The following is a 25,217-nucleotide window of genomic DNA, read 5'->3' on the forward strand; positions in this document are numbered from 1 at the left end:
CTCTGCCGTGTCTGCTTCGCTGCCTGCTGTGGTACCGCCCGTCCTGCCCTGGTTGATCGCGGCTGCCGCTGCTTCGTTGGCAGTTGGCCTGGCGGCGGCCCTCATGGCGGTCAAGGAGGGTTCGTCGAACGTCTCGGCCGTTAGATCTGCCAGCAAGGCCTTCGGGGGTGCGATAACGCTGTGCGTGGCCGTTCTGGCGCTTGTTCAGCTCCGTTGATCAGATCGCTGTTCCTCCTGGTCGCGTGGCTTCGAACCGTTTGTTGGTCGGCTTCAGATGAGCGTCGGGTGGAGCGGTCTCTGCTGGCTGGTTGATAGGTACACGTGCGGGGAGGTTTAGGCGTTTTGGGTACTATGGGCGAATTCGAAAAACTGGTAGGGCAGCAGGGATGTGCCTGAAGGAACTGCAGGTGACGCAGTCTGCTCCCCGCACCCGCGGGGATGGTCCCGCCGTGGAGCACAGCGGAACCACCGAAGTCGTCTGCTCCCCGCACCCGCGGGGATGGTCCCAACTCCCTGCTCATCGTGCCGGCCTCACTGAACTGCTCCCCGCACCCGCGGGGATGGTCCCTGCACGCTGCTTCTGACGGCTGGACAACCGTCCTGCTCCCCGCACCCGCGGGGATGGTCCCGTCCACCCGCTGCCCGCCCCCGACGAGGACGGCTGCTCCCCGCACCCGCGGGGATGGTCCCCCATGCCCGTCTACCGACTCTCCCGGGCTGCCCTGCTCCCCGCACCCGCGGGGATGGTCCCGCGGCGAACACCTCGTCACCGCAGTCCACCGGCTGCTCCCCGCACCCGCGGGGATGGTCCCGTCGCCTGACCAAGCCAGTTCGGGCGCAGACTCTGCTCCCCGCACCCGCGGGGATGGTCCCAGAACACCCTGCCGAGCTTGACCATCGAGAAGCTGCTCCCCGCACCCGCGGGGATGGTCCCCGCGCCGGGCCATCCTCGCGCTGGACGAGCTTCTGCTCCCCGCACCCGCGGGGATGGTCCCGTCGTGACTCCGACCACGATTTCGGGTGCCAACTGCTCCCCGCACCCGCGGGGATGGTCCCGTCTGCACCCGGTAGCCGCGCGCCTTCCGCCACTGCTCCCCGCACCCGCGGGGATGGTCCCGCCGCCTACGGCGGGGGCCGGGTCTCCACTCCCTGCTCCCCGCACCCGCGGGGATGGTCCCCTCATGGACACCGCGGTGCGGCTCAACCTCCCCTGCTCCCCGCACCCGCGGGGATGGTCCCATGACGAACTCGCCCCAGACGGAGGCGGACCACTGCTCCCCGCACCCGCGGGGATGGTCCCCCCAGACCGAGAACCGCCGCCAGTCGGACGTCTGCTCCCCGCACCCGCGGGGATGGTCCCGCGAACCCCGGGGGATGGATCCGATGGCCACCTGCTCCCCGCACCCGCGGGGATGGTCCCCTCAACCACCAGATCGCCATCGGGCCCGACCTCTGCTCCCCGCACCCGCGGGGATGGTCCCTGCAACCCGTTGTCGACGAGGCCCGCGAAGACCTGCTCCCCGCACCCGCGGGGATGGTCCCTGTTCGACGCCGGGTCGTAGCCGATCTGGCCCCTGCTCCCCGCACCCGCGGGGATGGTCCCACGCCCTCGCTCACCTGGTGGGCTGGTCGGAGCTGCTCCCCGCACCCGCGGGGATGGTCCCTGAGATCCAGTGACGTCGAAGTCACAAGCGAACTGCTCCCCGCACCCGCGGGGATGGTCCCGAGACCCTGGTGAAGCGGCACGTTCTTCACGCCTGCTCCCCGCACCCGCGGGGATGGTCCCGAAGGCCGGGTGATGGTCGACGGCTCGACCTTCTGCTCCCCGCACCCGCGGGGATGGTCCCCCGTGATTCGTCATGTTGGACAGCGCCGCCATCTGCTCCCCGCACCCGCGGGGATGGTCCCGTCACACCTGCCGTGCAGGGCCTGTTCGCCAACTGCTCCCCGCACCCGCGGGGATGGTCCCTCCCGACGGGGCTGGTCAGTTGTTGAGGACCTCTGCTCCCCGCACCCGCGGGGATGGTCCCTCGACCGCCGCTCCAAAGCATCCGCATTCGCCCTGCTCCCCGCACCCGCGGGGATGGTCCTGACATCGCCAACGTCAACGGCCGACTCTGCAACTGCTCCCCGCATCCGCGGGGATGGTCCCCCTCGGCGCCCTGCTCTCGACGAAGCAGGGACCTGCTCCCCGCACCCGCGGGGATGGTCCCCCAGTCCAACTCCGGCACCTCGACAGGCTCCGCTGCTCCCTGCACCCGCGGGGATGGTCCCGTTGCTCCTGTGCGGTGATGGTGTCGTGGGCACTGCTCCCCGCACCCGCGGGGATGGTCCCGCCAGTCGGCAGGCAGCCGGGAACGCCGCGTCCTGCTTCCCGCACAGGCGATGATCCGCGCGATGGCGGGGTCTGCTCCCCGCACCCGCGGGGATGGTCCCCGCGTCCGCCTTCGAGTCGTAGATCACGCCGTCTGCTCCCCGCACCCCGCGGGGATGGTGCCGACGAGATGCCCGAGCGCGGGGCGGTGAGGAGCTGCTCCCCGCACCCGCGGGGATGGTCCCGGGGTTTGGTCGGTCCCGTCGATCTCCAACATCTGCTCCCCGCACCCGCGGGGATGCTCCCCGAAGACCGGCGGCCTGCGCCAGCTGGTTGACTGCGCCCGCACCCACGGTGGGGATCCCTGGCAGGCCTGGCGGCGCTTTTCGCGCCAGCCGTGTGAAGGCCAAGCTCGACCAGCCAATCGACCGCTCCCGTGCGCGTGGGGGCGGGCCCAGTACCGATAAGCCGCGTGACCAGGCTGGATGATTCCTCGACATCCACAGAGGTCAACTGGTTGTTGTCGTTGAGTCTGTGGCGTCCATTGACAGCCTCTGGCGCCACGGCCAGGTGATCGATGCAGCGATGCCCATGAGGATGGCGGAGATCCACAGGGGGGCATGGAGGCCGGCTGCACCGGCGGCGGTGCCGCCGGTGAGGGCGCCGAGGGCGCCGAGGGCGGCGGCGCCGATGCCGAAGAGGCGGAAGGCGGAGACGACTCGGCTCAGGAGGTGGTCGGGTGTCATCGCTTGCCGTGCGGAGCCGACGGCGACGCTGGTGAGGGAGGAGGCGGCTCCGAGGAACGCCAGGAGGATGCCCGCGGCATAGGTGTTCGGCAGCAGGGTAATGCCGAGCCATACGAGGCCTTGGGTGAGGCTGGCGATGGCCATGACCTGCCGGTAGGAGAGGCGGCGGGTGAGTGGGGCGGCGCGCCAGCCGGCGAGCATGCCGCCGATGGCGCCGGTGGCGAGGAGTAGGCCGTAACCGGCGTTCGCCACGTGCAGGACCTTGGTCGCGTACAGCACGAAGGTGGCGAAGGCGACGTTGTAGGCGAAGTTGTAGCTGGCCATGGCGGCGGCGAGGAGCCGGAGTTCTCGGGTGTTCCGGAGGTGCTGGAGGCCGACGCGAATCGCGGTGGTCACCGTTTGGTGGTGTTCGCTCGCCGCGGGCATCGGGGGCAGGCGGCTGACGCACAGGGCGGAGGCTATGAAGGAAAGTGCGTCGGCGGCGAAGGGCAGTAGCTTGTTGAGGGTGAAGGTCGCTGTTCCGAGCGGTGGTCCGGCCAGTGAGCGGCCGACCGTGTCGATGGCCCAGTAGCGACCGTTGGTGCGGGCGAGAGCTTCCTTGTCGCGCCCAACGATTGTGGGGATGACGGCCTGGGCTGAGGAGTCGAAGAAGCACTGCGCGATGCCGACGAGCAGGATGGCTGCCAGCAGGACGGGGATGCTCGCGTGGCCGACGGCCACCGTGAGAGCGAGTCCGGCCAGTACGGCGGCGCGGACGAGGTCGGCGGTGACCATGACCAGGCGCCGGGGCCAGCGGTCCGCCAGGGCGCCGGCGGGCAGGCCAGCCAGGAGCCAGGGTGCGTAGAACGCGGCGGTGACGGTGGAGACCTCGAAGGGGTTGGTGGTCAGGGAAGCGGCCAGCAGTGGTGCGGCGGCGAGGAAGGCGCCGTCGCCGGTGACGGAGATGCCGGTTGACGCGAGCAGCGGCCCAACACCGCCTCTGGTGGTCTCGGTGAGGGATTGTTCTGCTGCCCGCGTCATGTCCAGGTCCTCTGTGTGACGTTCCGTCAGTTGGCGAGCTGATCCGGCGCGAATTCGCCGTTGTGAGCGCCTGAGAGGAAGGCCTGCCACTCCGCTTCGGTGAAGGCGAGGACGGGACCGGTCCCGTGGTCCTTGGTGTCGCGTACGCCGATCCAGCCGTCGTGGTAGGCCACTTCGACGCAGCCAGAGTCGCCGCTGCCGCTGCTCTTGCGCCAGCGTGCGGTGCTGAAGTCCGGACGAGCCATACGTGCCTCCTGGGTCGGTTGCATCGCAGATCGCTCTCCCATGGCGGTGAGCGTGTGCTACCCAATCCAAGGATCACGGTGCAGTGCAACCCCTGGGGCGCGAGTTTGAGCCTCCGTCGGCCTTGCCGAGGATCATCATGGCTCCCTCGGTGGGGGTGCTTTGGCTATGGTGGACGGGTGGCGCCACGTCGCGGCCACGCTACGGATCGTGAGCAGAATGGGGGACGGATGGATCCGCAGGTCGTCGATCTCGCGAGGACGGCGGGAACCACCGTGGTCACGCTGATGGCCACCGATACCTGGAACCGTGCCCGCGACGGGATCGTGGCCCTGTGGCGCCGTGCCCATCCGGAGCGGGCCGAGGCTGTCGCCGGCCAGCTCGATGCCACGCGGGAGGAGCTGATCGCCGCCCGCGCGGCAGGGGACGAGCAGAGCGAGGAGGAGCTGCGATCGGACTGGCAGGGCCGGCTGCGGCGGCTCCTGGCGGCCGAACCACACCTGGCGGAGGAACTGCGGAGCTTCCTGGAGGAGTTCGCGCCCTCCGATGCCGGGCAGCCGGCGGTGGGCGAGATCCGGATGAGTGCGACGGCGTCCGGCCACGGCCGGGTCTACCAGGCGGGCCGCGACCAGCACATCACCGAGGCATGAGCCCGGGCGCCGAGGGGGAGCGAAGCGTCAACGGCCCCCGCATCGAGGGCGAGGCGTTCGGCCACGGCCGGGTGTACCAGGCGGCCGGGGACCAGCTCATCACCGAACACCATCATCACTACGCGCCGTCGACCGGTCCTGAGCCGTTGACCCGGGTGCTGGTGGGCCCACCCGGCACCGGCACCCCATCCCTGTGGCCAGGACCGGACACGGTGCGCATGCCGCTGGCCGAGCGACCGCCCCGCGTCTTACGCGACCGGCACGACCTCATGCGCGAACTTCGCCCGCGCGGCCCGGGAGGGGAGGGCGTCGTCCACCTCCTGTACGGGATGGGCGGCAGTGGCAAGACCGCAGTGGCCTACACGCTTTTCCAGGAAGCGGTCGGCAACGGGCGGATCGGTTTGTGGGTCAACGCCGCCGACCGGATCACGCTGCGCGCCGGCATGCTCGCCGTGGCGGCGGACCGCGGTGCCCAGACGGGCGAACTCGTCGCCGCGCACAGCGGGCAGCGCGCCGCCGCCGACCTGGTCTGGCATTACCTCGACCACTCCGCGCAGCCGTGGCTGCTGGTCGTCGACAACGCCGACGACCCCACCATCCTGGACGAGGGCGGTTGGCTCCGTGCGAGTCCGATGGGCATCGTCGTGGTGACCTCCCGGCACGCCACCTCGCCCGTGTGGCACACAGCTGTCCGCCACAAGATCGACGTTCTGCCCCTCGAAGACGCAGCCCAAGTTCTCTGCGACCTCGCGCCGGACGCCGGCAGCCGCAGCGAGGCCGAAGCTGTCGCGCGCACCCTCGGCTGTCTCCCGCTGGCCCTCACCCTGGCCGGCTCCTACCTGGCCCACCAACTTCTGGAGTCGTGGACGATGAGCGAGTACGACGAGAGGCTGCGCGCAGAATCGACCAGCCTCATCGACCAGGGAGCCGCGCCGGGAACCTCCACTCGCGGACACCGTCAACTGGTGAGCCGCACCTGGCAGATCACCCTGGACACCCTCACCGAACACGGACTCCCACAAGCCACCACTCTGCTGCGACTGCTCTCCTGCTGGGCCGCGGAACCGCTGCCCCTCACCGTCCTGGCCCGCTCCGCCATGGACACCGCCGGCCTCGACCACGCCGACCCCGCCCTGGACAGCACCCATCTGGAGCCGACCCTGCGTGCCCTGCTGGACCACTCCCTGTCCACCCTCATCGAGGTACCCGGGAGCGCAGGCACCCCGCCCACACGGTGCATCCAATCGCACGGCGTCCTGCTCGACAGCGTCGCCACGGCCATCCCACCGGAGCAGCACCAAACGCTGATCAACGCCGCAACCCACCTCCTCAACGCCGCCCTGCCGGAGGAGACCTCACCCGGAGCCGGCAGGGAGCCGCTGCGCCTACTGGCTCCGCACGCCCACGCCCTGCTACACCGGACTGGCCCCCAGATCGCCTCCTCGGTCACGCGGCTGGCGGTACGCGTAGCCAGTCAGATCTACGAGGCCGGCGACTACGAGGCAGCCCTCGCTCTCGCCGACGCGGCCGCAGAGACCGCACAGCGTCTCCAAGGACCCGACCATCCGGACACGCTGGCCGCCCGCCACCACGCCGGCCAAGCGCTACGACGCCTGGGCCGGATGCAGCAGGCCGAGGACCTGCTGCGGCAGGTCCTCGCCGATCGCGAACGCGTCCTCGGGGCGGACGACCCGGACACGTTGCTGACCAGCGCCGCCCTCGCGATCCCGCTGTTCCTCCTTGGCCGCAGCACAGAGAGCCTGACCCACCTGCAGCGCGCCATCGAAGGCCAGCAGCGCGCCCTCGGCGAAGAGCATCCGGAGACCCTGCGCAGCCGTGCCCTCATCCTCGAAGTGCTCGCCCAGACCGGGCAACTGGACGAATTCAGCCGCCTCGGTCCCGTGACGGTGGCCGACTGCGAGCGCTTCCTCGGGCCGGACCACCCAGTCACTGTGATCGCCTACAGCAACTACGCGTTCGGGCTGCTGCATGCGGGCAGCCCCGAAGACGCACAGGCAGCGGCCCGGCGCGCCCTGGAAGGACGTATTCGAGCTCTGGGAACCGAGCACCCGCTGGTCTACTCGGCGAAGCTCGTCCTCAGTTGGGCACTGATGCTCTGCGGCCGCCACGAGGAGGCCGTCGAGATGATGCGAGAGGTTGTGGAAGGACGGGAAAGGCTGCTGGGAGAAGATCACCCGCTTTCGGTCAAGGCCCGCGTTCTCCTCGCCGAGCGGCTCGCAGCCGCCGGCCGCCTCGATGAGGCACGAACCCTGCTGGACCGGAACCTGGCCGACTGCGAGCGCCTCTACGGACCGGACGACTCCGATATGGAACGGATCCGGCGGAACCTCGGAAGCTGAGCGTCCCCAGCCCGACAACGTTTTCTGGCCTGCGATGTCAGCGGCGTGTCATAGCGTTCGGGCATGGACGGAGAAGGTGGCCGACAGGTGGGGCGTGCGCTGTGACGACTTTCAGCACTGCGGGGTATGCGCGGGACGCGGACCGGCTGGCGACGCGGTACGAGAGTGTGGCCTTCGAGGTGGTGCACGCCGCTGTGCTGCCCGTTCTGCCACCTGCGGCTGCTCGGGTGGTGGACATTGGCGCCGGAACCGGGCGGGATGCGGCTGCGCTCGCCGAGCGTGGGCATGTCGTCACCGCGGTGGAGCCGGTGGCCGAACTGCGTGGCTGGGCGCAGCGGTTGCACGCTGATGCGGCCGTCACCTGGATGGACGACGCGCTACCGGAGCTTGCTTCGGTGCATGGAGAGTTCGAGGTGGTGTGGCTCAGCGCCGTGTGGATGCACCTGGACTCGGGGGAGCGGGAGGTGGCGATGCGGCGTGTGCGCGAGCTGTTGGCCCCGGGTGGTCTGGCGATGCTGACACTGCGGCACGGGCCGGTGCCGGAGGGGCGGCGCATGTTCGACGTCCCGGCGGCCGAGACGATCGCGCTGGCCGCCCGACTCGGGCTGCGTGGTGAGGTCCTCGCTGCCGATGGGCAGGACCAGCTCGGCCGCGACACGGTGTCCTGGAGCACGGTCGTGCTGCGCAGAGGCCGTGATGTGTCGAGTGAGGGTGCCTGGTGAGCGTCGACTTCTACCGCACCGAGCCGACCCCGGCAACCTCCTGGCGTCTTGCGGTGTTGATGGGATCGAACAGCCGCACGTACAAGTTCGCGCTTGCCACGGCGTTGCTCGACCTTGCCGCCGAAGGCCGCAGCGAGGTGACCCTGGGCGACCTCGCTGACCCCTACGCGATGGGCATCGTGCGGCACCTGGCGGATGGGCCGCAGGCCCCGGAGAGCACTGGTCTCGGGGACAGGGACTTCCTGGCGATCGCCGAACGCGAAGCACGGGAGTCGCTGACGCTCGGCCGACCCACCGACCGGTTGCGGCAGGCGGCCATGGCGTCGATGCCGGCGATGGTGATGCAGAAGTTCCACAACCTGCACCGTGCTGAGGTGCCCCACCGCTTCTACGAGATCACCGGCCGTGGGCCTCAGCGCATCGTCCGCCTGACACCCCATCTCCGCGCGGTCGCCTCCTCCGGGCGGGCGGCTGCCTTGCGGGCGGAAGCCGACGCGCGGTGGAGCATCGTCGAGAGCTCTTTCACGGTCGGGATCGGGCGCAGCCTCATCAACGAGGGTGTCGCCGTCGATCTGAACACGTTCACGGTTACCGACCGGCTCCGGCGTCGGTCCGTGGCCGGGGTCACCGAGGCCGTCATCGGATTTCAGCACGGCCGCTGCCTGATCTGCAACGAACTCATCACGCCCGGTGACAGCACCGCTGTCGACCACGTCTTCCCGCACGCGCTCATGCGCCGCATGGTCGCGCTCTCCACCTGGCACGGGCCTGACCTGGACCGGCTGTGGAACCTCGCGCCGGCCCACCAGGGCTGCAACGGCGCGAAGAGCGACCGGCCACCCACCGCTGAGGAACTGCACCGGCTGGCCCTTCGCAACGAGGCGATCATGCATTCCCCGCACCCCCTGCGGCGGACCCTGCAACTCTCCCTGCAGAACGCGGGACTGGACATACGGCTGTCCGGTCAGTGGCCGGTGTTCCTGCGGGGTGTGCAGAATGCAATCTCTTGATCCAATCAGCCGCTTCGCGGCTTCTTCAGGTGGTGGCTGACCGTGGGTTGGGAGGCGCCGACGTCCTGGATGTCACAGACGCAGGCATCGCCAGCGGGTGGGAGGCGACCCAGGAGAAGGGGCGGAGGCGGACCGGGTCGGAGAGGGCCTTGAAGCGTGCGGCGAGGGCCTCGGTGTCGTCCTTGGAGAGGTCCGCGCTGGTGACCGCCACACCGATGCCCTTGGCTCCATCCCGGCGCGCCAGGCTAACCGGCAAAACGAAGTCGATCAACCATCTTCTCCATTCATGCTGACGGGTGGAGGTCGGCAGTGATGGGCACTGGCTCCAGGACGATCCGGGGCGAGGAGCCGGAGCCGGAGCAGACGACGGTGCCGAAGTCGTAGCGCACTCGCGTGGGTGCGAGCGCGACCACGGAGAGCGACACAGAGCCCCAGACGCGTCCGTTCGGTGACTCCAGGCGGCGTATCAGGGCGGCCGGGTCATCCGGTGACAGCCCGTCGCCGCGCGCGATCGGGAGCCACTGGCCCCACGCGTCATCCGGCAGGCCAGCTGCTGGCTCGGGTCGCGCAACGGCCTGCAGTCGTGCCCGGAAGTGCGCGAGGCGGGCGGACATCGTGGCGCGGATATGCGGAGGGCAGGCGCGGCTGCCCGTCGTGCCCTCCAGACCGTCGTTGAGCACGACGCTCAAGCCAGCGGGCAGCTCGTGGCCCTCCACGCTGCTGCCGCTCCAGCTGACCACGTGCACCCCGCTGGGCCGGGCGGTGATCAGGTGGAACGGGTCGTAGCGCTCCATCCGGCTGCTGGTGATCGTTTGGCCGCTGGCGGCGATGAGCGGGATCTTGCCTCGGGAGAGTCGCTGCTGTTGGGGAGCGCGTGGGCCGAAGCCGTTGAGCAGGCAGGCTGCTATCGGCTCGGCCCCGTGCTCGCTGCTTGGGGTGACGGCGAGCCAAGTTCCACCCGTTTCCAGGTCCAGGCCGCCGGTGACGTTGGGCTGGGTCGGCCAGGGGCGGCCGGGAGGCAGCCACATCCGGTCGGTGTACTCGTCCCGGACGGCGAGCAGGAGAACCGGCACCGCCGAGCTCGGGTCGATGCTGATGAACGCCGTGCACACAACGCTCTCCTACTGCTGTAGGCCGTTTTCCTCGGACTCCTCCAGGTGGCGGGCTGCCATGAGGATCCCCAACGACGCGCCGGACAAGGTCAGTCGGCCGTCGCAGGCGGCCTCGACCGCATCTGGCAGGTCCCACCACTCCAGGGTCATGCCGGTCTCCGAGCTGGTCAGCTGCTGCTCGCCGAGGGTGAGGCCGCGCGCCAGGAAGAAGTGCAGCCTGGCGGTGTTGCGGGTCATCAGGGCGACGTTGCCCAGTGGCGTCCACTCCCGGGCGGTGATCCCGGCCTCTTCGAGGAGTTCCCGCTGCCCGGCCTCCAAGGGGCTCTCTCCAGGCTCGACGTGACCTCCCGGCGGGGTGACGACCTCGCCGTGGACGTACGTGACCGAGCGGACCATGCCCACTCGGCCGCGGTCGTCCATGGGGACGATCAGAGCGCCGTCCGGCTGCTCGGTGACCCACACCTCAGCGGCCAGCCCGTCCGGCTGGGTGACCTGGTCCAGGTGGATGGCCAGGCGGGGGCCGGTGAAGACCGTCTCGCGGGCGTGCTGCTTCCAGTTCACATCGGCCTGCCGCAGTGCAGGATGACCGGGCTTCCGGTCGCGTGGGCGGTGACCAGTGCGGTCAGGCGCGAGAGCATCGTGGGTGACACCTTGTCTCCCCAGTCGGTGAGTTGATGGAACTGGTGGTCGTCGTGTGCCTCGGACAGCGTGATCGAGTCGATCTGCTGCCGGGTGAGGGTCCCGCCGGAGAAGACGTAGGTGGTCACGGGCGGCCAGCCCTCGGCCGGCGGCAGGAAGTCCACGCCCACCGGGTACAGCGGGCCGTCGAGCTGGAGGCCGGTCTCTTCGAGGACTTCCCGCCGGGCCCTCTGCACGGGGGCCTCGCCGTCCTCGAGGAGACCGCCCGGCGCCCACCAGCGCTGCGGCCAGCCCTGGGCGGCCCGGCCCGCGCTGTAGGAGTCGTGCACGAGCAGCAGCCGCCCGACGGGGTCGAAGAGCAGGGCGCCGCAGCCGTGCAGGGCACGGGGCAGTGTCTTGACGAACTCCTCGCGGGGGAGCCAGGTCTTCGACATCGGGGTGCCTCCTGCCGTTCAGGTCGCGGGCGCGAAGAGCGCGCGCAGGTGGGCGGGGTCGGCGGTGCCGGGGATCGGTGCCACCTGCGGGCCGAGGCCCAGCAGCCACCGCAGCGCCGCCGCCGGGTCGGACAGCAGACCGGCGTTCAGCGGCCGGAACGGCACGTACGGGATGCCGTTGGCCAGGCAGTACGCCAGCGCCGGATCGTCCGGCTCGGCGACGTTCAGGCAGTTCTGCACGGCGGCGACCGTCATCACGGCGCCGGCCTGCCGGATCTGCTCGGGGGTCACCTTGGAGAGGCCGATCTCACCGATCTTCCCCTCCTGCCGGAGCGCGGCGAGTTCCCCGACTTGGTCGGCCAGCGGCACTGTGGGGTCCACGCGGTGCAGGTAGCACAAGTCGATCCGCTCGCAGTCCAGGCGGCGAAGGGATGCCTCGACGGCGGCGCGAAGGTACTCGGGGCGGCCCAGCGGGCGCCAGACGTTCGGTGCGGGCCGCACCATTCCGACCTTGGTGGCGAGCAGCAGCTCCTCGGGGTAGGGGCGCAGCGCGCGGCGGATCAGCTCTTCGACGGTGTGCGGGCCGTAGGCGTCGGCTGTGTCGATGTGGAGGATGCCGAGGTCGTGAACGGCCGTGCGGAGCAGTTCGGTGGCGGCGGCGGGGTCGGCCGGGTTGCCCCAGGTTCCGGGCCCGGTCAGGCGCATGCTGCCCAGGCCCACGCGGGGGACCTGCTTTCCCGCGATCGTGATCGTGTTCACGCGGCAGCCGCCCAAGCGGCGGTGATGTTCTCGACCGCCACTTCGACGGCGGCGGCGTGCCCGTCGCTGGGCACCGGGAGGTGCGGGACGGCGTAGGCGCCAAGGGCCCGGTGCAGCTGCTGGTCCATGGCCTCGCGGAACCCGGCGTCCGTCCAGTCGGGGTCCTTGCCCGGATGGGCGGCCAGCGGCAGCGCGGGGTCGAGGATGGTGGCGAGGAACACCGTAGGGCGGGGGCAGGCCAGCTGCGCCAGGCCGGTCAGGCGGGACAGTGCTTCGGGGTCGGGGTGCTCGTCCCGGTGCTGGAGTGCGGCCAGGTAGTAGGCGAGGGCGTCATAGGAGGTGCGGTCCACGATCACGACGTCCGCGGTGAGTTCGGCTTCCAGGGTGGCCCTGGAGGTGGCGTGGATGATCCAGGCGGTGGACTGGGCGGTGTGGCGCGTCATCTTCGGGAAGCCGAGCTCGGCGGCGCGCTTGGCGAAGCCGCCGGTGCGGGTGACGGTGATGCCGGTGGCGCGCAATTCCATCTCGATGCGCCGGGCGAGGGTGGTCTTGCCGGTCGAGTGCGTTCCGGCGATGCAGAGGCGAAGCGGTGTCACCACAGTGTCGGCTCCTCGGAGTCGGGGGCGGTAGCGGATTGGGGGGCGCCGGGCATTCTGGGCGGGACGGCGGCGGCGATCAGCGCGTCCCAGGTGTCGTAGTGCTCGGCGAGGTCGAGTAGCAGCAGTGCGGTTGCGTGGGCGTCGTAGGCGGCCCGGTGGCGCCGGCCGGGAACGGCCGCCAGGTCGATGCCGGTCAGCTCGATCAGCGCGTCGAGGCTGTACCCGCCGGCCGCGGGGTAGGTCGCGCGGGCGAGCCGGAGGGTGTCCAGCACCCCGGCCGGCCGCCAATGGGGCATGTGTCGCAGCAGCACGCCGTAGTCCACGTGGGCGTTGTGCGCGGCGATCCACGCGCCCTCCAGGTCGGCGTGCACCTGGGGGCCGACCTGCTCCCAGGTCGGTGCCGTGGCGACGTCCTGGTTGGTGATGTGGTGCACCCGCATGGCGAACGGCGTGATGGGGTTCGGCGGGCGGAGCAGGGTGGAGCGTGCGGACGACGGCACCGGGCTCCCCTTCACCAAGGGAATCGCGGCGACCTCCACCAGGTCCGGCGGTTGGGCTCCGTTGCCTTCCACGTCCACGACGAAGAGTCGGGGCCAGGTGCCGTAGTCCATCAGGGCTCCTTACTTGGGGTCGGCCCAGCCGATTTCGGCGCGGCCGTGCCGGCGGTGGTGGTGCGGCTTGTCACGGTCGTGGACCTGGTAGCCGAAGCCGTGCTGCATGAAGTAGCGCGGCGGTTCGTTCAGGCCCTCGACGATGATGGCGCGTTCGTTCACCTCAACGTCGTCGGTCGCCCCGAGAGCACGGGCCTGCTTGGTGGCCTCTTCCACGGTGGGGGTCTGCCAGGCGTCGCGGCAGAGGCCCAGCTGGGCGACCGGGCAGATGTCGCACAGCTCCCTGATGCCGTAGTGCCCGTTGTAGTCGGGCACCTTGTGGGCGTAGGCGACCCCGCAGCTGGTCTTCCTGAACAGGGGCCCGTACGGTTCGCCCTGGTCGTCGGCTCGGCGGAAGGCGGCGAGGATGCGCTGCTCGGACTCCTCCGGCATGATCTTGCGGCGGGCGGTGTCCTCGTAGGGGGCCGGCAAGCCGTGGTCGGCGTAGTAGGCGGCGATCTCGTTGCGGAAGAACAGCCCGGTGAACACTGTCGCGTGGGCGTGCCTCGACAGCTCCAGGGCGCGCCGGATGTGCTCGTCGGAGTCGTTGAGGCCGGGAACGATGGGCCGCCAGTACAGCACGGTGCGGTAGCGCTCGGCGTTCTCGTGGAGGGTCTTGAGGCTGGCGGCGGCGATGGCGGAGTCCACGGGCTCGATGCCCGGGTGCTCGATGCCGGAGCGGGTGACCAGGATCGTCAGCCGGATGTGGCGGAAGCTGTTCAGGACCTGGCAGTCCTCGGGGCTGACGCGCCAGCGGGTGATGACCAGGACGTGGTTGGTGAGCTGCTGCTCGTCCAGCAGCCGCAGCGTGTTGAAGGTGTGCGGCTTGACGACCGGCAGCATCGGGTCCGTCGCCCGGTTGAACAGCTGGATGGGCGTGCGGTGGGGGCGGAAGTACCGGTGCCCGGTCAGCAGTTCCACCGCGGCCTCGTCGCTCATCAGGGCGCGGGGCGTCTTCAGCTCGAAGTTGTCGAACAGGTGGCGCACGCAGTAGCCGCAGTCCAGCGGGCAGCCGATGACGTGGTTGAGGGACAGGCCGGACTTGCGGTACTCGATGACCTCGGCCAGCTCCGGCTTGAGTGAGGCGATCTGCTCGGTGTTCAGCAAGGGCAACGGGCGCCGGGCCCTGGGGGTGGCGGTCGTCATCGGTGATTCTCCTTGATGTCCAGTAACTGCTGCTGGCCGGCGCCGAACCACGTCCCGAAGTCCCGGTGCGCGGCGCGCGGGTCGTCGGAGGTGTGGATCAGGTTCTCCACCAGGCGTTGCTGTGCTCGGGCTGCGGTGAGGCTGTCGGTGCCCAGATCGGCGCGGATGGTGCCTGGCTCGGCATGACGGGGGTCGAAATGCCCGAGCAGGTCGCGCAGCCGCTCGGGGGTGCCGGGCCCGCCGTGGGCGAGTGCCACTTCCACCGGCTGTCCCACGTAGGTGCTGCGCAGGCAACCGGGTACGTTCACGTCGAACCGGTCCCGAGTGATCAGCAGGTCCCAGTAGTGGACGAAGATCTGCCAGTCCTCCACGATGACCTGCCGTCGGTGGACGATCCGCGCGGCCGGCTCCAGCCGGGCCAGCACCTGGTCGCTCAGACCGCGGCGCAGGCAGTCCGGTTTGAGGAGCACGACGCTCCAGCGGGACCAGTCCACGCCCCGCAGCGCATCCTGCTGCATCACGCGACCTCCCCGGTGGCGACCCGGGTCGGCCAGCGGCGCTCGAACTGCCAGCGGGCGCCTGGCTCCAGCGCGTCGAGCAACTGCTGATCGACGGGGTCCGCCGGGCAGTTGACCACCTGCCGGTGCGCCTCGAAGAGCAGCAGCACCCGCTGCCAGTACAGCGGCAGGTCCAGCGTGGCGATGTCGGCTGGGGCGTACTGGACCTGGTTGGTGCGCAGCAGCTCTTCGTGCTCCAAGAGGGTTCGGACGTGCTTCGAGGTGGTGTCGGCGGGCATCACCGGGGCCGCGAAGAGCGGCATGCCCTTGGGGCTGGCCGCCGTCTCCTCCAACACCTTGCCCACGCGGGCCAGGTCCCGGACGCCGACGTGCATCGACCCCACGTGGTGGGTGTACGAGCCCAGGCGCAGGCCGAGTAGCACGGCGGCGAACTCCTGGATCAGGGTGAAGGAGTACACGTCGCAGACCAGACCCCGGTTGGCGTCGTTGGCCCGCATGTAGGTGACCATGTGCAGGTATCCCTCACGGGCCAGCAGGTGGAGCCCGACCAGGCACGGCAGGTCGGGGCTGCTGATCTCGTCCAGGTCACGGCTCTCGAACACCGGCAGGTAGGCCCGCTTGCTGTCCTTCTCGGCCCTCAGCATCTCCAGTGCCTGGTCGAACGCCGAGGGGGCGCCGTCCGGCCGGGGGGCGAAGATCCGCGCGCCGTAGGCCGAGCCGTCGATCGTCGTACCGTCACGCGAGTCCGCTCGGCGGCGGGAGGCGTAGTGCCCGATCAGATCCACGTTCCGCAAGCCGCCCAGGTACCAGAGCGCTTCCGCGTAGTGGTAGACCGGGTTGACCGGCCGGCTCCTCAGGAACAGGGCGCGCTGCCGGGGGTCGGTGAGACGGAAGCTTGCGCCGATAACCTCGTGGCTGTCGTTTCCGCGAGCGGTGTTGATGTGCTCGTAGTTCTCGGTGACGTGCCGCAGGACGGCGGTGTAGGCGTGCTGGAACGAGGGGAACACGGCGGGTGCTGTCACGCTGAACTCCACTTCTTTGGTGCGGCTCGGGAAGAGGGAGGCGGGGAGCCGAACTGAGGTCCAGGAGCGGGTGCTGCTGATTCCCAGGGCCGCCCGGGCACGGTTGGGCAGCGCCCGACCCACGGGTCGAACTCCCCTCTGTAGATGGCTCACTGGCTCCGGGCGGCAGGCGGTGGACCGAAGGCAGGGCTGCGTGCGGGCAGCCAGCTCCCGGTCAGCCGGGTGGACGGCGAGCCAGCGGCCGAGGTGGTGCGAGGACTGGGGAAGGACACCCGGCCGAAGGAGGCGCGGCGGCGCAATGCGTCCTCGATCCGCATCGTCAGGCCGGCCGGGACCTCGATGTCGATGGCCGACGAGCAGCACGGCGCGGCCGTCGAAGCGACCGAACAGCGCGAAGGCGTTGGACATCTGCCAGGAGCTCGGCGCCTCCCGGGTCTCGGTGAACTCCGGGAAGTCGAACCGGGCGTCCGGGCGTGCGTTGCCACGGGGCGTGTCGTCGTGCGCTTCACGCGGCATCGGCCTTGACGACGGCCCAGACGACCTTGCCGCCGGGGGCTTGGCGCCACCCCCACGAGGTGCTGAGCGCCTCCACTAGCAGGAGCCCACGCCCGTTCTCCGCGAGGTCGTCCGCGGTGCGTGGCTTGGGCTCCAAGGCAGATCCGTCAAAGACCTCCAGCAGTAGCTCGTGGTCGGCCAGTTGAGCTTCGATCCAGATTGACTCCGAGGACTTGGATGCCGCGACGGCGTTGGCGACGAGCTCGGTCAGGATGAGCTTCGCATTGTCCTGTTCGGCGGGCATCAGGCGCTCGGCGAAGTGCTGGTTCAACCGTGCACGGGCCATGCCTGCGGCCTCGTGTGCGACCGGCAGCTCGCAGCGGAGCGAGTTGGACGCCCCGCCAATGGAGCGGATGAGGACGAGGCCCGTGGTCGACCCGAACCCCCGGGTGGTCGGGTGCGGACGTCGGTCGTCGCCGGTCACAGCTCCTCCCAACCTGCAGCGCGAGTGAGGAGGGTGTGCCGTCGGGCCAGCTCGCCACCACTACGGCGCACCTCCTGGTGCCAGTCAGCGCGGATCGCGATCAGAAAGCCGCCGAGGCCGGCGATCGACTGCCGCAGCGCGTCGTAGACCTCCCGGTCCGCCGCTCCGTCCTCCCCGATGGCCACCATGGGCAGCGACAGCGTGACGATGCCGCTCACCTCACCGCTCTTGAGCGCGGCGAACACCTGGGCCCACCCGGGCCGCTTGGCCAACTGCTGCCGACGGTCCGGGTCGTGGACGGTGTCGTGGATCGTCCACTCGCGGGCCTTGGCGTACTGGTAGCAGTAGTTCGCCAGGAGGTCGACCGCGTCGGTCTCCCCGGTACAGAGGTAGACGGCGACCGGTACTCGGGGTCGCCTGGGGCCGGTGGCCAAGGTCATGACGATTACTGTCACGCACCGATCACCAACAGTGAACGTCCGCAGTGTGGGAGTTCGGCAATCACCCGGCGTGCGGCTCCCACGCCCCGTGGGAGCGACTCAGCGAAGGTTCAGCGACACCCCGGCCTTCGCCGCGACCTTGCGCACCTTTGTGACGGAGACGTCGGCCAGCCGGTTGACGATGACGCCGGGCAGGGCCTGGTGCCGGACCCACGCCGGTGCCATCTCGCAGACCTCTTCCAGGGCCTCCAACGCCGCGTCCCACTGCCTGGTCTCGGTTCGTACCAGCGCCACGTCGAGGTGCCAGCGAGCGAGGGTGGACAACGGCATCGACGGGTCCAGCCGGGTGGTGTCGATCAACCGCAGTGCCTTCCCGTGGTCCCCCAGGGCGATGGCGACCGATAGGGACTGCGTTGCGGCGTACGAGGGGCCGAAGGGCTGGTTCTGCTGGCCCCGGGCATGCTCTCTGCCGAGTCGGGCGGCGACCGCGTGGGCCTGGCTCAGCCAGTCCCGCGCAGTGTCCGTGCCGGCAGCGCCCCGGGAGGCCGAGACAGCGGCGTTGGTCACCAACTGGCCGTAGACGCTCAGCCGGTCGGGATCGGTCTCCGACATCCGCGGCTCGATCGAGGCCGCCGCCTTCTCCGCGATCGCCAGTCCGCGGGCCATGTTCCCGTCCCGGAGGCTCACCCAGGCGACGGTCGAGGACAGGTGAGCCGCCCGTAGATCGTCACCCACCCCGACCGCCATCGCCCGCCCGTAGTTCAGCGCCGCATAGGCCAGGTCGCGGGCGCCCATGAGGTTGGAGGCGTAGGCGGCGGTCTGGTAGGCGTCGGCGAGCACGCCGGCCGCAGCGGTGCGCTGCTCGCCAGTGCTGGAGTCGTACAGCGCACGAGCCTCCGGCAGCAACAGTGACAGGATGCCGCCCATCTGCGGATAGTGGGCCTCCCACATCGCCCGGTCGGCTTGCCGGGCCGCGGCTCGTAAATCGGCCAGCGGCCCCGGTTCCACGTCGCCGATGTCGCCCATCGCAGTCCCGTGCACCGCCGCTGACAGGGCCCGCAGCGCGCTGCGCTCGTCCCGGTCCATGCCTCGGCGGGGTGACTGCTGGCCGAGGATGGTGGAGACGTCGGTGCCGAGTGCCCCGGCGATGCGCAGCAGGAACGGCAGCGACAGGTTGCCGCCCTGCTCCAGCTTCTGCACGGTCTTCACCGAGACTCCGGCGCTGGCGGCGAGTTGCTCCTGCGTCATGTCCGGGCCGCGAAGCAGCTTGACCCGTTCGCCCGTGGTGCGATCCTGCCATTGCGTCATGGCCGGCTCCGTTCGTCAGACTGGCCTCGTAGGCGAAATTACGCCCCGGGGCCACTCCGCGGTGCCCGTCCGCGTCAACTGCCCGACAGAGGAAGCGACGAACCGTTGACTGATGCTCAGGAGCCGTCGGCCGGGACCAGCCCGAGGAGCTCGGCAACACGAGCCACGGTGTCACCCTGGCCGTCGGCGTGCACTGTTGTGATGCCGAGCGCTTCAGCCGGCGGCAAGTTGGCCAGGTGGTCGTCCACGAAGACGCACTCCTCGCCACGGAGCCCCATCCGGTCAAGGCAGCGCTGGTAGATCTCCGGATGCGGCTTGGCGAGCCGCTCGTGCTCCGAGATCACGGTCACGTCGAACAGGTCCCATACCCCGACGTGGGCGTAGGGGTCGAAGGGCTCCAGTCCGAAGGAGTTGGAGAGCATGGCGACCGTAAGACCGGCCGTGCGAGCGGCCCGAGCCAGCTCGATCATGTCGAGCGCGGGCTGCACGCCGGCCCAGGCCCGGCCCATCAGGTTCGCCCCGTCCTGCAGTCCGAGCAGCGCCGCCGTCCTGGCGTTCCACTCGACCTGGCTGATCTCCCCGACCTCCAGCGCCGCATACAGGCGTCGCCCCTCCGGGTCGTCGTTGAGGGCGGCTCGCCAGGCTCCGGGGGCCAGGCCGTGACGCTCGGCCCATGCCAGCTGCGACTCCAGAATCCCCGCCGTAAGCACTCCCGCGAAATCCAGGATCAATCCCCGGTAACCATTGCGCTCGTCGCTGCTCGGCACCAGCATTGCCGCCACCCCCTCGGTCACTCCCGCACGCCACGAAGGTACCGGAGCGTTCCCGCGTGGCCGAGCGGCAGGTGGCGCCCGACGGTCTGGGCCGGCGCCGCGGATAGTCCGTGGGCGGGGAGCACCTTGCCCGGCTGAGCTCGAAACGTTCGAAGGGCGCCGACACTGTTGGAGGATCTTGCCCGGTGAATCCGCCCAGAATTCCTCCGGATGGGCAGTTAGTTCGAGAAGCCCGTCCTCCGTGCTCGTGAACCCACCGATGGTGTACTGGCTTTGCCGTCCGGCTTCGCAGTAGACCCGTACCAGGGAGCGCGAAGTCGGACCAGGAGTCAGCTGGACAGCTTGTCGGACTTTGCACTCTCTCGTGTGAGAAAGATCGCTTTCGTGATCTTTCTCGGTGTGCAATGGAGCCGGGTCGCCGCTGAATCGTGGCGCAGGTTCTCCGCGGACAGAGCAACGGGTGAGGTGTGCGCGCAGTGCGACTATCTCTGGTGTGGGGCCGAGAGCCTCTTGCACGATTGGCGGTGGGTTTCATCGGCTTCGTCGCCCTGACCGGGTGCGCGAGCAGTGGAACGCCCAGCCATGAGGCCTCCGCGCAGGCCGGTCCTCCGGCGGTCACCGCAGGCGCGACTGAGTCCGCGGGTTCGCCGGCGCCGAGCTCGACTGCTGCGGCGCCGCCAGCATGGAGCGGTGTACCGGCGCCGCCTGAGGCTCTTGCGGCCTATGACGCGATGATGCGAGACATCACAGCGATGGCAGCGACTGCGGACTACAAGAATCCGCAGCTGGCGGCGCACATGACTGGCCAAGCGCTTTCGTTCTGGACCACCACGCTGGCCGACCTCCACGCCAAGGGTCTGGTGAGCCACGGCGCGCCGCGATGGAGTCCTCGGGTCACCAAGGTGAGCCCGGAAGAGCACCCGGATCGGGTGGAGGTAGCCGACTGCCTGGACGACAGTGCCTGGCTGAAGTACAAGCCCGACGGGCAACTCGCCGACAACGTCCCGGGCGGCAGGCACACCTCCGCGGCGGCCATCGTCCGTAGGCCTGACGGGTCCTGGGTGGTGGACCAGCAGGTCATCGGGGAAGTCGGCTCATGCTGAGACAGTGGCTTGTCGTCCTCGGCGTGGTCTGCCACCTGGGCCTCGTGGTGGGCGCGCCGGCAGCGGAGGCCGACGGAACGCTGGGAGCCTCGGGCTCTACGTCGTGTGCACAGGGGGCGTGTCAGCTGGCTGCGACGGTGTCATCGGCGACTGCCGGGCGGCCAGGGGTCCAGGCCGCGCCAGCGGCGGCTGGAGGTGGTTCGGACTCGGGGCAGCCCGTCTGCTTGAGCAAGCCCGTGACTGGCGTGTTGACGCTCGGGGACGGGCATCAGGGCCAGTGGTACGAGCTCGACTGCGGGGGCACGCTTCCGCAGGGCGGCTTCGGGTCGACACCGCTGACCGGTGGCCCGTTGTGGACGGACTTCGGCGATCAGAAGCCCAGCGAGCAGCCGCAGCCCGTTGATCCCGCCGTCCTGGCTCAGCAGGCCGCCTCGAAGCTGGAGTTGCCCGCGCCAGCGGTACGGATGTCGCCGTCAGAACAGTCGCCTCAGGTTGTCGGCGTCCCCTCGTGGCTGTGGGTCGACGCGGCTTCGTGGGCGCCGGTGCACTCCAGTGTCGAGGTGTCCGGCGTGGAAGTGCAGGCGACCGCCACGCCGTCGTCGGTCACCTGGGACTTGGGGGACGGGACGGATCCGGCGGTGTGTCCAGGGCCGGGGACTCCGTACGGGCCGGCCTCGGATCCGGATGCGGCTTCGCCGGACTGCGGGCACACGTTCTCGCGGCCGTCGGCGGAGGAGCCGGGCGGGGTGTTCCAGGTGGTGGTGACGGCGCACTGGTCGGTGACGTGGGCGGGCGCGGGGCGTGGCGGGGTGTTCCCCGATCTGACGACGCGGTCGGTGGTGCCGGTGAAGGTCGTCGAGGTGCAGTCGCTGGTGGTCACCGATGGCGGTCGTTGAGCTGCGCGTTCGTGAGTTCTCGAGAGCTGAGGAGGTGTGGTGATGGTGGAGTTGAGGATCCCGATGGCTCGGGATCGCCGTGGGACTTCCGGCGTTCCGACCACAGCCGGGGAGAAGGTGCGGATCGCGGTGGTGAAGCGGCGCGATCGGATGCGTCTGTTCACGGGCCTTTCGGTGATGGCGGTCTGCGCGCTGCTGTTCGGGGCCCTGGCGATCGCGACCGGGCATCGGAGCCAGGTGCTGGTGCTGGCCCGACCGGTGGTCGCCGGGCAGGTGCTGACGGCCGACGACGTGCGGCCGGTGCTGGTCTCGGCGGAGGCTGGGGCGGCAACGGTCCCGGCTACCCGCCGGGACTCGGTAGTGGGGCGGCGGGTGAACGCGTCGCTGCCAGCGGGCTTGATGCTGTCGGAGGACCTGCTGGGCCAGGGGCCGACTGCGCCGGGGACGGCGGTGGTGCCGCTGGCTCTGAAGGAAGGCCGGTACCCGCCGACCCTCGGCGCCGGTGACCGGGTGGCGGTGTACGAGGCCCGCCCGGCCACGACACCGGGTGGGGTCGGATCACCCGCCACCGCTGCGGTGGGAGCGGAGGCGATGACGATCGACGTGCGGCCGACCAGCGGCTCGTCGGACGAGGCGGTGGTGACGCTGCAGGTGCCTGCCACCCAGGCGGGCCGGTTGGTGGCCGTGCAGGAACCCGCGGTGGTGCTGCTGGGTGCCGCGGGCACGGACGGTGAACGCTGATGAGCCTGATCGTTCTCGGATCGGCGAAGGGCGCACCTGGAGTGAGCACGTGTGCGCTGGCCCTGGCGGCCGCCTGGCCGGGTGAGGGCCGGCCGGTGGTGGCGGAGACCGACGTGGCCGGGGGTGACGCGATGCTGCGCTTCGGCCTGCCAGAGAGCCCCGGACTGGTCAGCATGGCGGCGGCCGCCCGACGGTTGGGCCTGACGGCGTCGCTGGTGTCCGAGCACGCGCAGCGGCTGCCCGGCGGTGTGGAGGTGGTGGCCGCGCCCGCGGAGTCGGCGCAGTGCACAGCCGCCTTGGGTGCACTCGCCCCGGTGTGGGCGAGCGCGGATCTCGCCGGAACGCTGGTGCTGGCGGACTGCGGCCGGCTGACCACTGCGCCCGGTACGGCGGAGGTGGTCGGCGTCGCGGACGTGGTCGTGTTGGTGAGTGAGGGTGCGGTGGAGGCGCTCGCGCACACGGCCGAAGTCGCACAGCGGCTGAGCGGGTTGGGAAGGACCGTGGTGGTCGCGTTGGTCGGTACCTGCCTCTGGCCCGCCCAGGAGGTGACAGTGGCGCTGGGTGCGGCGGCGTGCGTGCTGCTGCCCCGTGACGCAGCTGGCGCCGCTCTGTTGCGCGGGGCAACGCCGCCGAAGCGCCGGTCGCTGAGGTCAACGCGATACCCGCTGCTGGATGCTGCTCGCGGCCTGGCGGTTGCACTCGAACGGCTTCTGCCCGTTCCTGTGGCCGGAGTACTCCAGGCTGAGCAGCCTTCCCGAACCGCCTCGGCGGATCTGGCTGCGGCGCTGCGAGGTGATCAGGCATGAACGTGACTCCCCAGTACCTTCCCGCGCCGGCCAGCGGCGAGCAGGACCGCAGGCGCGAGGAGGAGTTCAGTGAGCGGTTGCGGACGGAGGTCTCGAAGGAGCTGGTGGCCGACGGCCAGTACCGCGAGGAGATGGGCCAGCCGCCGCGCTCGGTGCACGAGCGCCGGGCGGCGGGGGAGCGGTTCCTGAGCGAGGCGATGGAGCGGCTCACGGCCGTCCTGTTGGCCCAAGGGCTTCAGGCACTGACCCCGGAGGCTGAGCGGCGGGTGCTGCGTGCCGCGCACGACGCCCTGTTCGGCCTTGGCCAGTTGCAGAAGCTGCTCGACGACCCGCAGGTGGAGAACGTCGATGCGAACGGATGCGACCGCGTTTTCGTGCGGTTCGCCGATGGGCGGAAGGAGCAGGTGCCGCCGATTGCCGCCTCGGACGAGGAGCTGGTGGAGCTGATCCGCACGATCGCGGCGCGCGGTGGCAGCGAGGAGCGGCGGTTCGACCGAGCGGTACCCCGGTTGAACGTGCAACTTCCCGGTGGTCAGCGGATGTTCGCGGTGATGGCTGTCTCCGGGCGGGTCTCGTTCTCCGTCCGCATGCATCGCTACCCGCGCGCAACCCTGCCGCAGTTGCGGCAGCTCGGCGTGTTTGACGCCGACCTGGAGGGACTGCTGCGGGCGCTGGTGCTGGCACGCAAGAACATCATCGTCGCGGGTGGCACGAACATGGGTAAGACGACGCTGCTGCGTGCGCTTGCCTCCGAGATTCCCGCCGTCGAGCGGTTGGTGACGATCGAGGACACGTACGAACTGGGCCTTCACCTGGACGGTTTGCACCCGGACGTGGTCCCGATGCAGGCGCGTGAGGCGAACATCGAGGGGGAGGGGGCGATCGACCAGGCTGAGCTGGTGCGCTGGGGCCTGCGGATGGCGCCGGACCGGGTGATCGTCGGGGAGATCCGCGGTGCCGAAGTCGTGCCGATGTGCAACGCGATGTCGCAGGGCAACGACGGTTCGCTCAGCACGATCCACGCCTCCACCTCCCGCGGCGTCTTCACGAAGCTCGCGGCCTACGCGGTGCAGGCACCGGAGCGGCTGAGTCTGGAGGCGACGAACCTGCTGGTGGCTTCCGCCGTTCACTTCGTGATCCACCTCACCCGCGACACGGCTGGGCGCCGGGCCGTCTCCTCGATCCGGGAGATCGTCGATACCGACGGGAGCCAGCTGATCTCGAACGAGATCTACCGTCCTGGACCGGACCGGCGTGCGGTGCCCGCGGCTCCGCTGCGCGCCGCGACGATGGAGGACCTGGTGGCGGTCGGCTACCGGGCGTCCGAGGTCACGGGCGGGTGGGGGCTGTGAGCGGCCGCCTGCTGCTGGTCCTGCTGCTGGGTGCCGGGTTCGGCGGGGGAGCCTGGCAGTTGTTCACTGCGGTGCGGCCGGTCGAGCGGCCGTTGGACCGGCCGGAAGGCCGCCTGGTGGTCTGGTGGCGGGCGCGCCGGCCCGCGTGCCTGGGCCGGCGCGTGGCCCTCGCGGCTGCGGTGGCTGTGGTCGCTCTGGTGGTGACAGGGTGGCCGGTGGCGGCGCCGCTGACTGCCGCGGCAGTCTGGTGGCTGCCCGCCGTGCTGGGCCGCGACAAGGAGCATGAGAAGGCGGTGGCCCGGATCGAGGCGATCGCAACCTGGACCGAGCAGTTGCGCGACACCCTTGCCGCGGCCGCCGGCCTGGAACAGGCTCTGCTGGCCACCACCGCCACTGCTCCGGTCGCGGTTCGCCCGCAGGTCGCGGCCTGTGCAGAGGCGATCCGGCGCGGCCATCGTCTGCCGGACGCGCTGCGGCAACTCCAGGCGGACCTCGCGGACCCGCTCGGCGACCTCGTCGTCATCGCGCTCCTGGGCGCCGCCGGCCGGCAGTCTGGCCGGCTCTCCGACTTGTTGGCGGGCCTGGCCGGCTCCGCGCGGGAGCAGGCGCTGATGCGTGCCCGGACCACCACGTCCCGGGCCCGGATCCGGACTTCGGTGCGGATCGTGGTGGCCACCACTCTCGGCATGGCCGCCACGCTGATCGTCCTCAACCGCTCCTACCTGCAGCCGTTCGACACCGCCACCGGACAGCTGGTCCTGCTCGTGATCGGTGGGCTGTTCGCGCTCGCATTCACCTGGCTGCGGCGGATCGCCACCTTCGCCGAACCCGCCCGCGTGCTCGCCGGTCCTGGAACGGGGGCCGCCGCATGATGT

At 70.4% G+C, this 25,217-nt stretch carries 26 protein-coding genes, 1 pseudogene and 1 CRISPR repeat array; of the genes and pseudogenes, 11 read left to right on the forward strand and 16 right to left on the reverse strand.

Annotated features, from left to right (window positions below):
* Window positions 1–7: 7 nt before the first annotated feature.
* Window positions 8–217 (forward strand): hypothetical protein, encoded by a 210-nt coding sequence (locus ACZ38L_RS27355; RefSeq protein ID WP_465698132.1) that lies wholly within the window; start codon window positions 8–10, stop codon window positions 215–217.
* A gap of 200 nt (window positions 218–417) precedes the next feature.
* Window positions 418–2,437: direct repeats of the CRISPR family, unit length 29 nt; unit sequence CTGCTCCCCGCACCCGCGGGGATGGTCCC.
* Between the two features lie 386 nt (window positions 2,438–2,823).
* Here the strand turns inward: ACZ38L_RS27355 and ACZ38L_RS27360 are convergent.
* Window positions 2,824–4,080 (reverse strand): MFS transporter, encoded by a 1,257-nt coding sequence (locus tag ACZ38L_RS27360; RefSeq protein ID WP_465698134.1) that lies wholly within the window; start codon window positions 4,078–4,080, stop codon window positions 2,824–2,826.
* A 26-nt stretch (window positions 4,081–4,106) separates the two neighbouring features.
* On the reverse strand, window positions 4,107–4,325 hold the full coding sequence (locus ACZ38L_RS27365) for a DUF397 domain-containing protein (RefSeq protein WP_465698136.1): 219 nt from the start codon (window positions 4,323–4,325) through the stop codon (window positions 4,107–4,109).
* Window positions 4,326–4,553: 228 nt separating this feature from the next.
* Here ACZ38L_RS27365 and ACZ38L_RS27370 point away from each other — a divergent pair, with 228 nt between their 5' ends.
* The 4 genes from ACZ38L_RS27370 to ACZ38L_RS27385 all read left to right on the forward strand — a co-directional run bounded on the left by ACZ38L_RS27370 (window position 4,554) and on the right by ACZ38L_RS27385 (window position 9,065).
* Window positions 4,554–4,973 (forward strand): hypothetical protein, encoded by a 420-nt coding sequence (locus ACZ38L_RS27370; protein WP_465698138.1) that lies wholly within the window; start codon window positions 4,554–4,556, stop codon window positions 4,971–4,973.
* Window positions 4,970–7,333 carry a tetratricopeptide repeat protein gene (locus ACZ38L_RS27375; RefSeq protein ID WP_465698140.1) on the forward strand — a complete coding sequence of 788 codons (2,364 nt, stop codon included), beginning with the start codon at window positions 4,970–4,972 and terminating at the stop codon, window positions 7,331–7,333. Before ACZ38L_RS27370 ends, ACZ38L_RS27375 begins: the two co-directional genes overlap by 4 nt.
* Window positions 7,334–7,500: 167 nt before the next feature.
* Window positions 7,501–8,055, forward strand: a complete 555-nt coding sequence (locus ACZ38L_RS27380) for a class I SAM-dependent methyltransferase (protein ID WP_465698142.1) — start codon at window positions 7,501–7,503, stop codon at window positions 8,053–8,055.
* Window positions 8,052–9,065: an HNH endonuclease gene (locus ACZ38L_RS27385; protein ID WP_465698144.1), complete on the forward strand. Its 1,014-nt coding sequence runs from the start codon at window positions 8,052–8,054 to the stop codon at window positions 9,063–9,065. Before ACZ38L_RS27380 ends, ACZ38L_RS27385 begins: the two co-directional genes overlap by 4 nt.
* Before the next feature lie 14 nt (window positions 9,066–9,079).
* Here the strand turns inward: ACZ38L_RS27385 and ACZ38L_RS27390 are convergent.
* The 14 genes and pseudogenes from ACZ38L_RS27390 to ACZ38L_RS27455 form a co-directional block, all read right to left on the reverse strand.
* Window positions 9,080–9,282, reverse strand: a pseudogene (locus ACZ38L_RS27390) (ArsR/SmtB family transcription factor); the annotation flags it as partial.
* Window positions 9,283–9,349: 67 nt separating this feature from the next.
* On the reverse strand, window positions 9,350–10,177 hold the full coding sequence (locus tag ACZ38L_RS27395; protein ID WP_465698146.1) for an NRDE family protein: 828 nt from the start codon (window positions 10,175–10,177) through the stop codon (window positions 9,350–9,352).
* Between the two features lie 9 nt (window positions 10,178–10,186).
* A complete protein-coding gene (locus tag ACZ38L_RS27400) occupies window positions 10,187–10,738 on the reverse strand; it encodes an NUDIX domain-containing protein (protein WP_465698148.1) in 552 nt (183 codons plus the stop codon).
* Window positions 10,735–11,250, reverse strand: a complete 516-nt coding sequence (locus tag ACZ38L_RS27405; RefSeq protein WP_465698150.1) for an NUDIX domain-containing protein — start codon at window positions 11,248–11,250, stop codon at window positions 10,735–10,737. The genes ACZ38L_RS27400 and ACZ38L_RS27405 overlap by 4 nt, the downstream gene beginning before the upstream one ends.
* 18 nt (window positions 11,251–11,268) lie before the next feature.
* A complete protein-coding gene (locus ACZ38L_RS27410; protein WP_465698152.1) occupies window positions 11,269–12,009 on the reverse strand; it encodes an aldo/keto reductase in 741 nt (246 codons plus the stop codon).
* Window positions 12,006–12,605, reverse strand: a complete 600-nt coding sequence (locus ACZ38L_RS27415) for an AAA family ATPase (RefSeq protein ID WP_465698154.1) — start codon at window positions 12,603–12,605, stop codon at window positions 12,006–12,008. Before ACZ38L_RS27415 ends, ACZ38L_RS27410 begins: the two co-directional genes overlap by 4 nt.
* Window positions 12,602–13,219: a 3'-5' exonuclease gene (locus ACZ38L_RS27420; RefSeq protein WP_465698156.1), complete on the reverse strand. Its 618-nt coding sequence runs from the start codon at window positions 13,217–13,219 to the stop codon at window positions 12,602–12,604. The genes ACZ38L_RS27415 and ACZ38L_RS27420 overlap by 4 nt, the downstream gene beginning before the upstream one ends.
* Before the next feature lie 9 nt (window positions 13,220–13,228).
* On the reverse strand, window positions 13,229–14,404 hold the full coding sequence (locus ACZ38L_RS27425) for a radical SAM protein (RefSeq protein ID WP_465698157.1): 1,176 nt from the start codon (window positions 14,402–14,404) through the stop codon (window positions 13,229–13,231).
* Window positions 14,401–14,922, reverse strand: coding sequence for a nucleoside-diphosphate kinase (locus ACZ38L_RS27430; RefSeq protein ID WP_465698201.1), 522 nt, complete (start codon window positions 14,920–14,922; stop codon window positions 14,401–14,403). The genes ACZ38L_RS27425 and ACZ38L_RS27430 overlap by 4 nt, the downstream gene beginning before the upstream one ends.
* Window positions 14,922–15,944: a thymidylate synthase gene (locus ACZ38L_RS27435; RefSeq protein WP_465698159.1), complete on the reverse strand. Its 1,023-nt coding sequence runs from the start codon at window positions 15,942–15,944 to the stop codon at window positions 14,922–14,924. The genes ACZ38L_RS27430 and ACZ38L_RS27435 overlap by 1 nt, the downstream gene beginning before the upstream one ends.
* Window positions 15,945–16,449: 505 nt before the next feature.
* Entirely contained in the window at window positions 16,450–16,923 is a 474-nt protein-coding gene (locus tag ACZ38L_RS27440) for an ATP-binding protein (RefSeq protein ID WP_465698161.1), read from the reverse strand.
* Complete coding sequence (locus tag ACZ38L_RS27445; protein ID WP_465698163.1) at window positions 16,920–17,363, reverse strand: recombinase family protein; 444 nt, start codon at window positions 17,361–17,363, stop codon at window positions 16,920–16,922. The genes ACZ38L_RS27440 and ACZ38L_RS27445 overlap by 4 nt, the downstream gene beginning before the upstream one ends.
* 99 nt (window positions 17,364–17,462) lie before the next feature.
* Window positions 17,463–18,671: a helix-turn-helix domain-containing protein gene (locus ACZ38L_RS27450; RefSeq protein ID WP_465698165.1), complete on the reverse strand. Its 1,209-nt coding sequence runs from the start codon at window positions 18,669–18,671 to the stop codon at window positions 17,463–17,465.
* 116 nt (window positions 18,672–18,787) lie between these two features.
* Window positions 18,788–19,444 (reverse strand): HAD-IA family hydrolase, encoded by a 657-nt coding sequence (locus ACZ38L_RS27455; RefSeq protein ID WP_465698167.1) that lies wholly within the window; start codon window positions 19,442–19,444, stop codon window positions 18,788–18,790.
* 752 nt (window positions 19,445–20,196) lie between these two features.
* Here ACZ38L_RS27455 and ACZ38L_RS27460 point away from each other — a divergent pair.
* From ACZ38L_RS27460 to ACZ38L_RS27485, 6 genes are all read left to right on the forward strand, one after another.
* The gene (locus ACZ38L_RS27460; RefSeq protein ID WP_465698169.1) at window positions 20,197–20,547 is read left to right on the forward strand and encodes a hypothetical protein; all 351 of its coding nucleotides are present in this window, start codon (window positions 20,197–20,199) and stop codon (window positions 20,545–20,547) included.
* Between the two features lie 224 nt (window positions 20,548–20,771).
* Window positions 20,772–21,443, forward strand: a complete 672-nt coding sequence (locus tag ACZ38L_RS27465) for a hypothetical protein (RefSeq protein ID WP_465698171.1) — start codon at window positions 20,772–20,774, stop codon at window positions 21,441–21,443.
* Between the two features lie 150 nt (window positions 21,444–21,593).
* Window positions 21,594–22,184: an SAF domain-containing protein gene (locus tag ACZ38L_RS27470; protein WP_465698173.1), complete on the forward strand. Its 591-nt coding sequence runs from the start codon at window positions 21,594–21,596 to the stop codon at window positions 22,182–22,184.
* Window positions 22,184–22,990 carry a hypothetical protein gene (locus ACZ38L_RS27475; RefSeq protein WP_465698175.1) on the forward strand — a complete coding sequence of 269 codons (807 nt, stop codon included), beginning with the start codon at window positions 22,184–22,186 and terminating at the stop codon, window positions 22,988–22,990. Before ACZ38L_RS27470 ends, ACZ38L_RS27475 begins: the two co-directional genes overlap by 1 nt.
* A gap of 104 nt (window positions 22,991–23,094) precedes the next feature.
* Window positions 23,095–24,342: a CpaF family protein gene (locus ACZ38L_RS27480; RefSeq protein WP_465698177.1), complete on the forward strand. Its 1,248-nt coding sequence runs from the start codon at window positions 23,095–23,097 to the stop codon at window positions 24,340–24,342.
* Window positions 24,339–25,214 carry a type II secretion system F family protein gene (locus tag ACZ38L_RS27485; protein ID WP_465698179.1) on the forward strand — a complete coding sequence of 292 codons (876 nt, stop codon included), beginning with the start codon at window positions 24,339–24,341 and terminating at the stop codon, window positions 25,212–25,214. The genes ACZ38L_RS27480 and ACZ38L_RS27485 overlap by 4 nt, the downstream gene beginning before the upstream one ends.
* Window positions 25,215–25,217 lie beyond the last annotated feature (3 nt).

The organism is Kitasatospora sp. NPDC024654, from assembly GCF_055559155.1.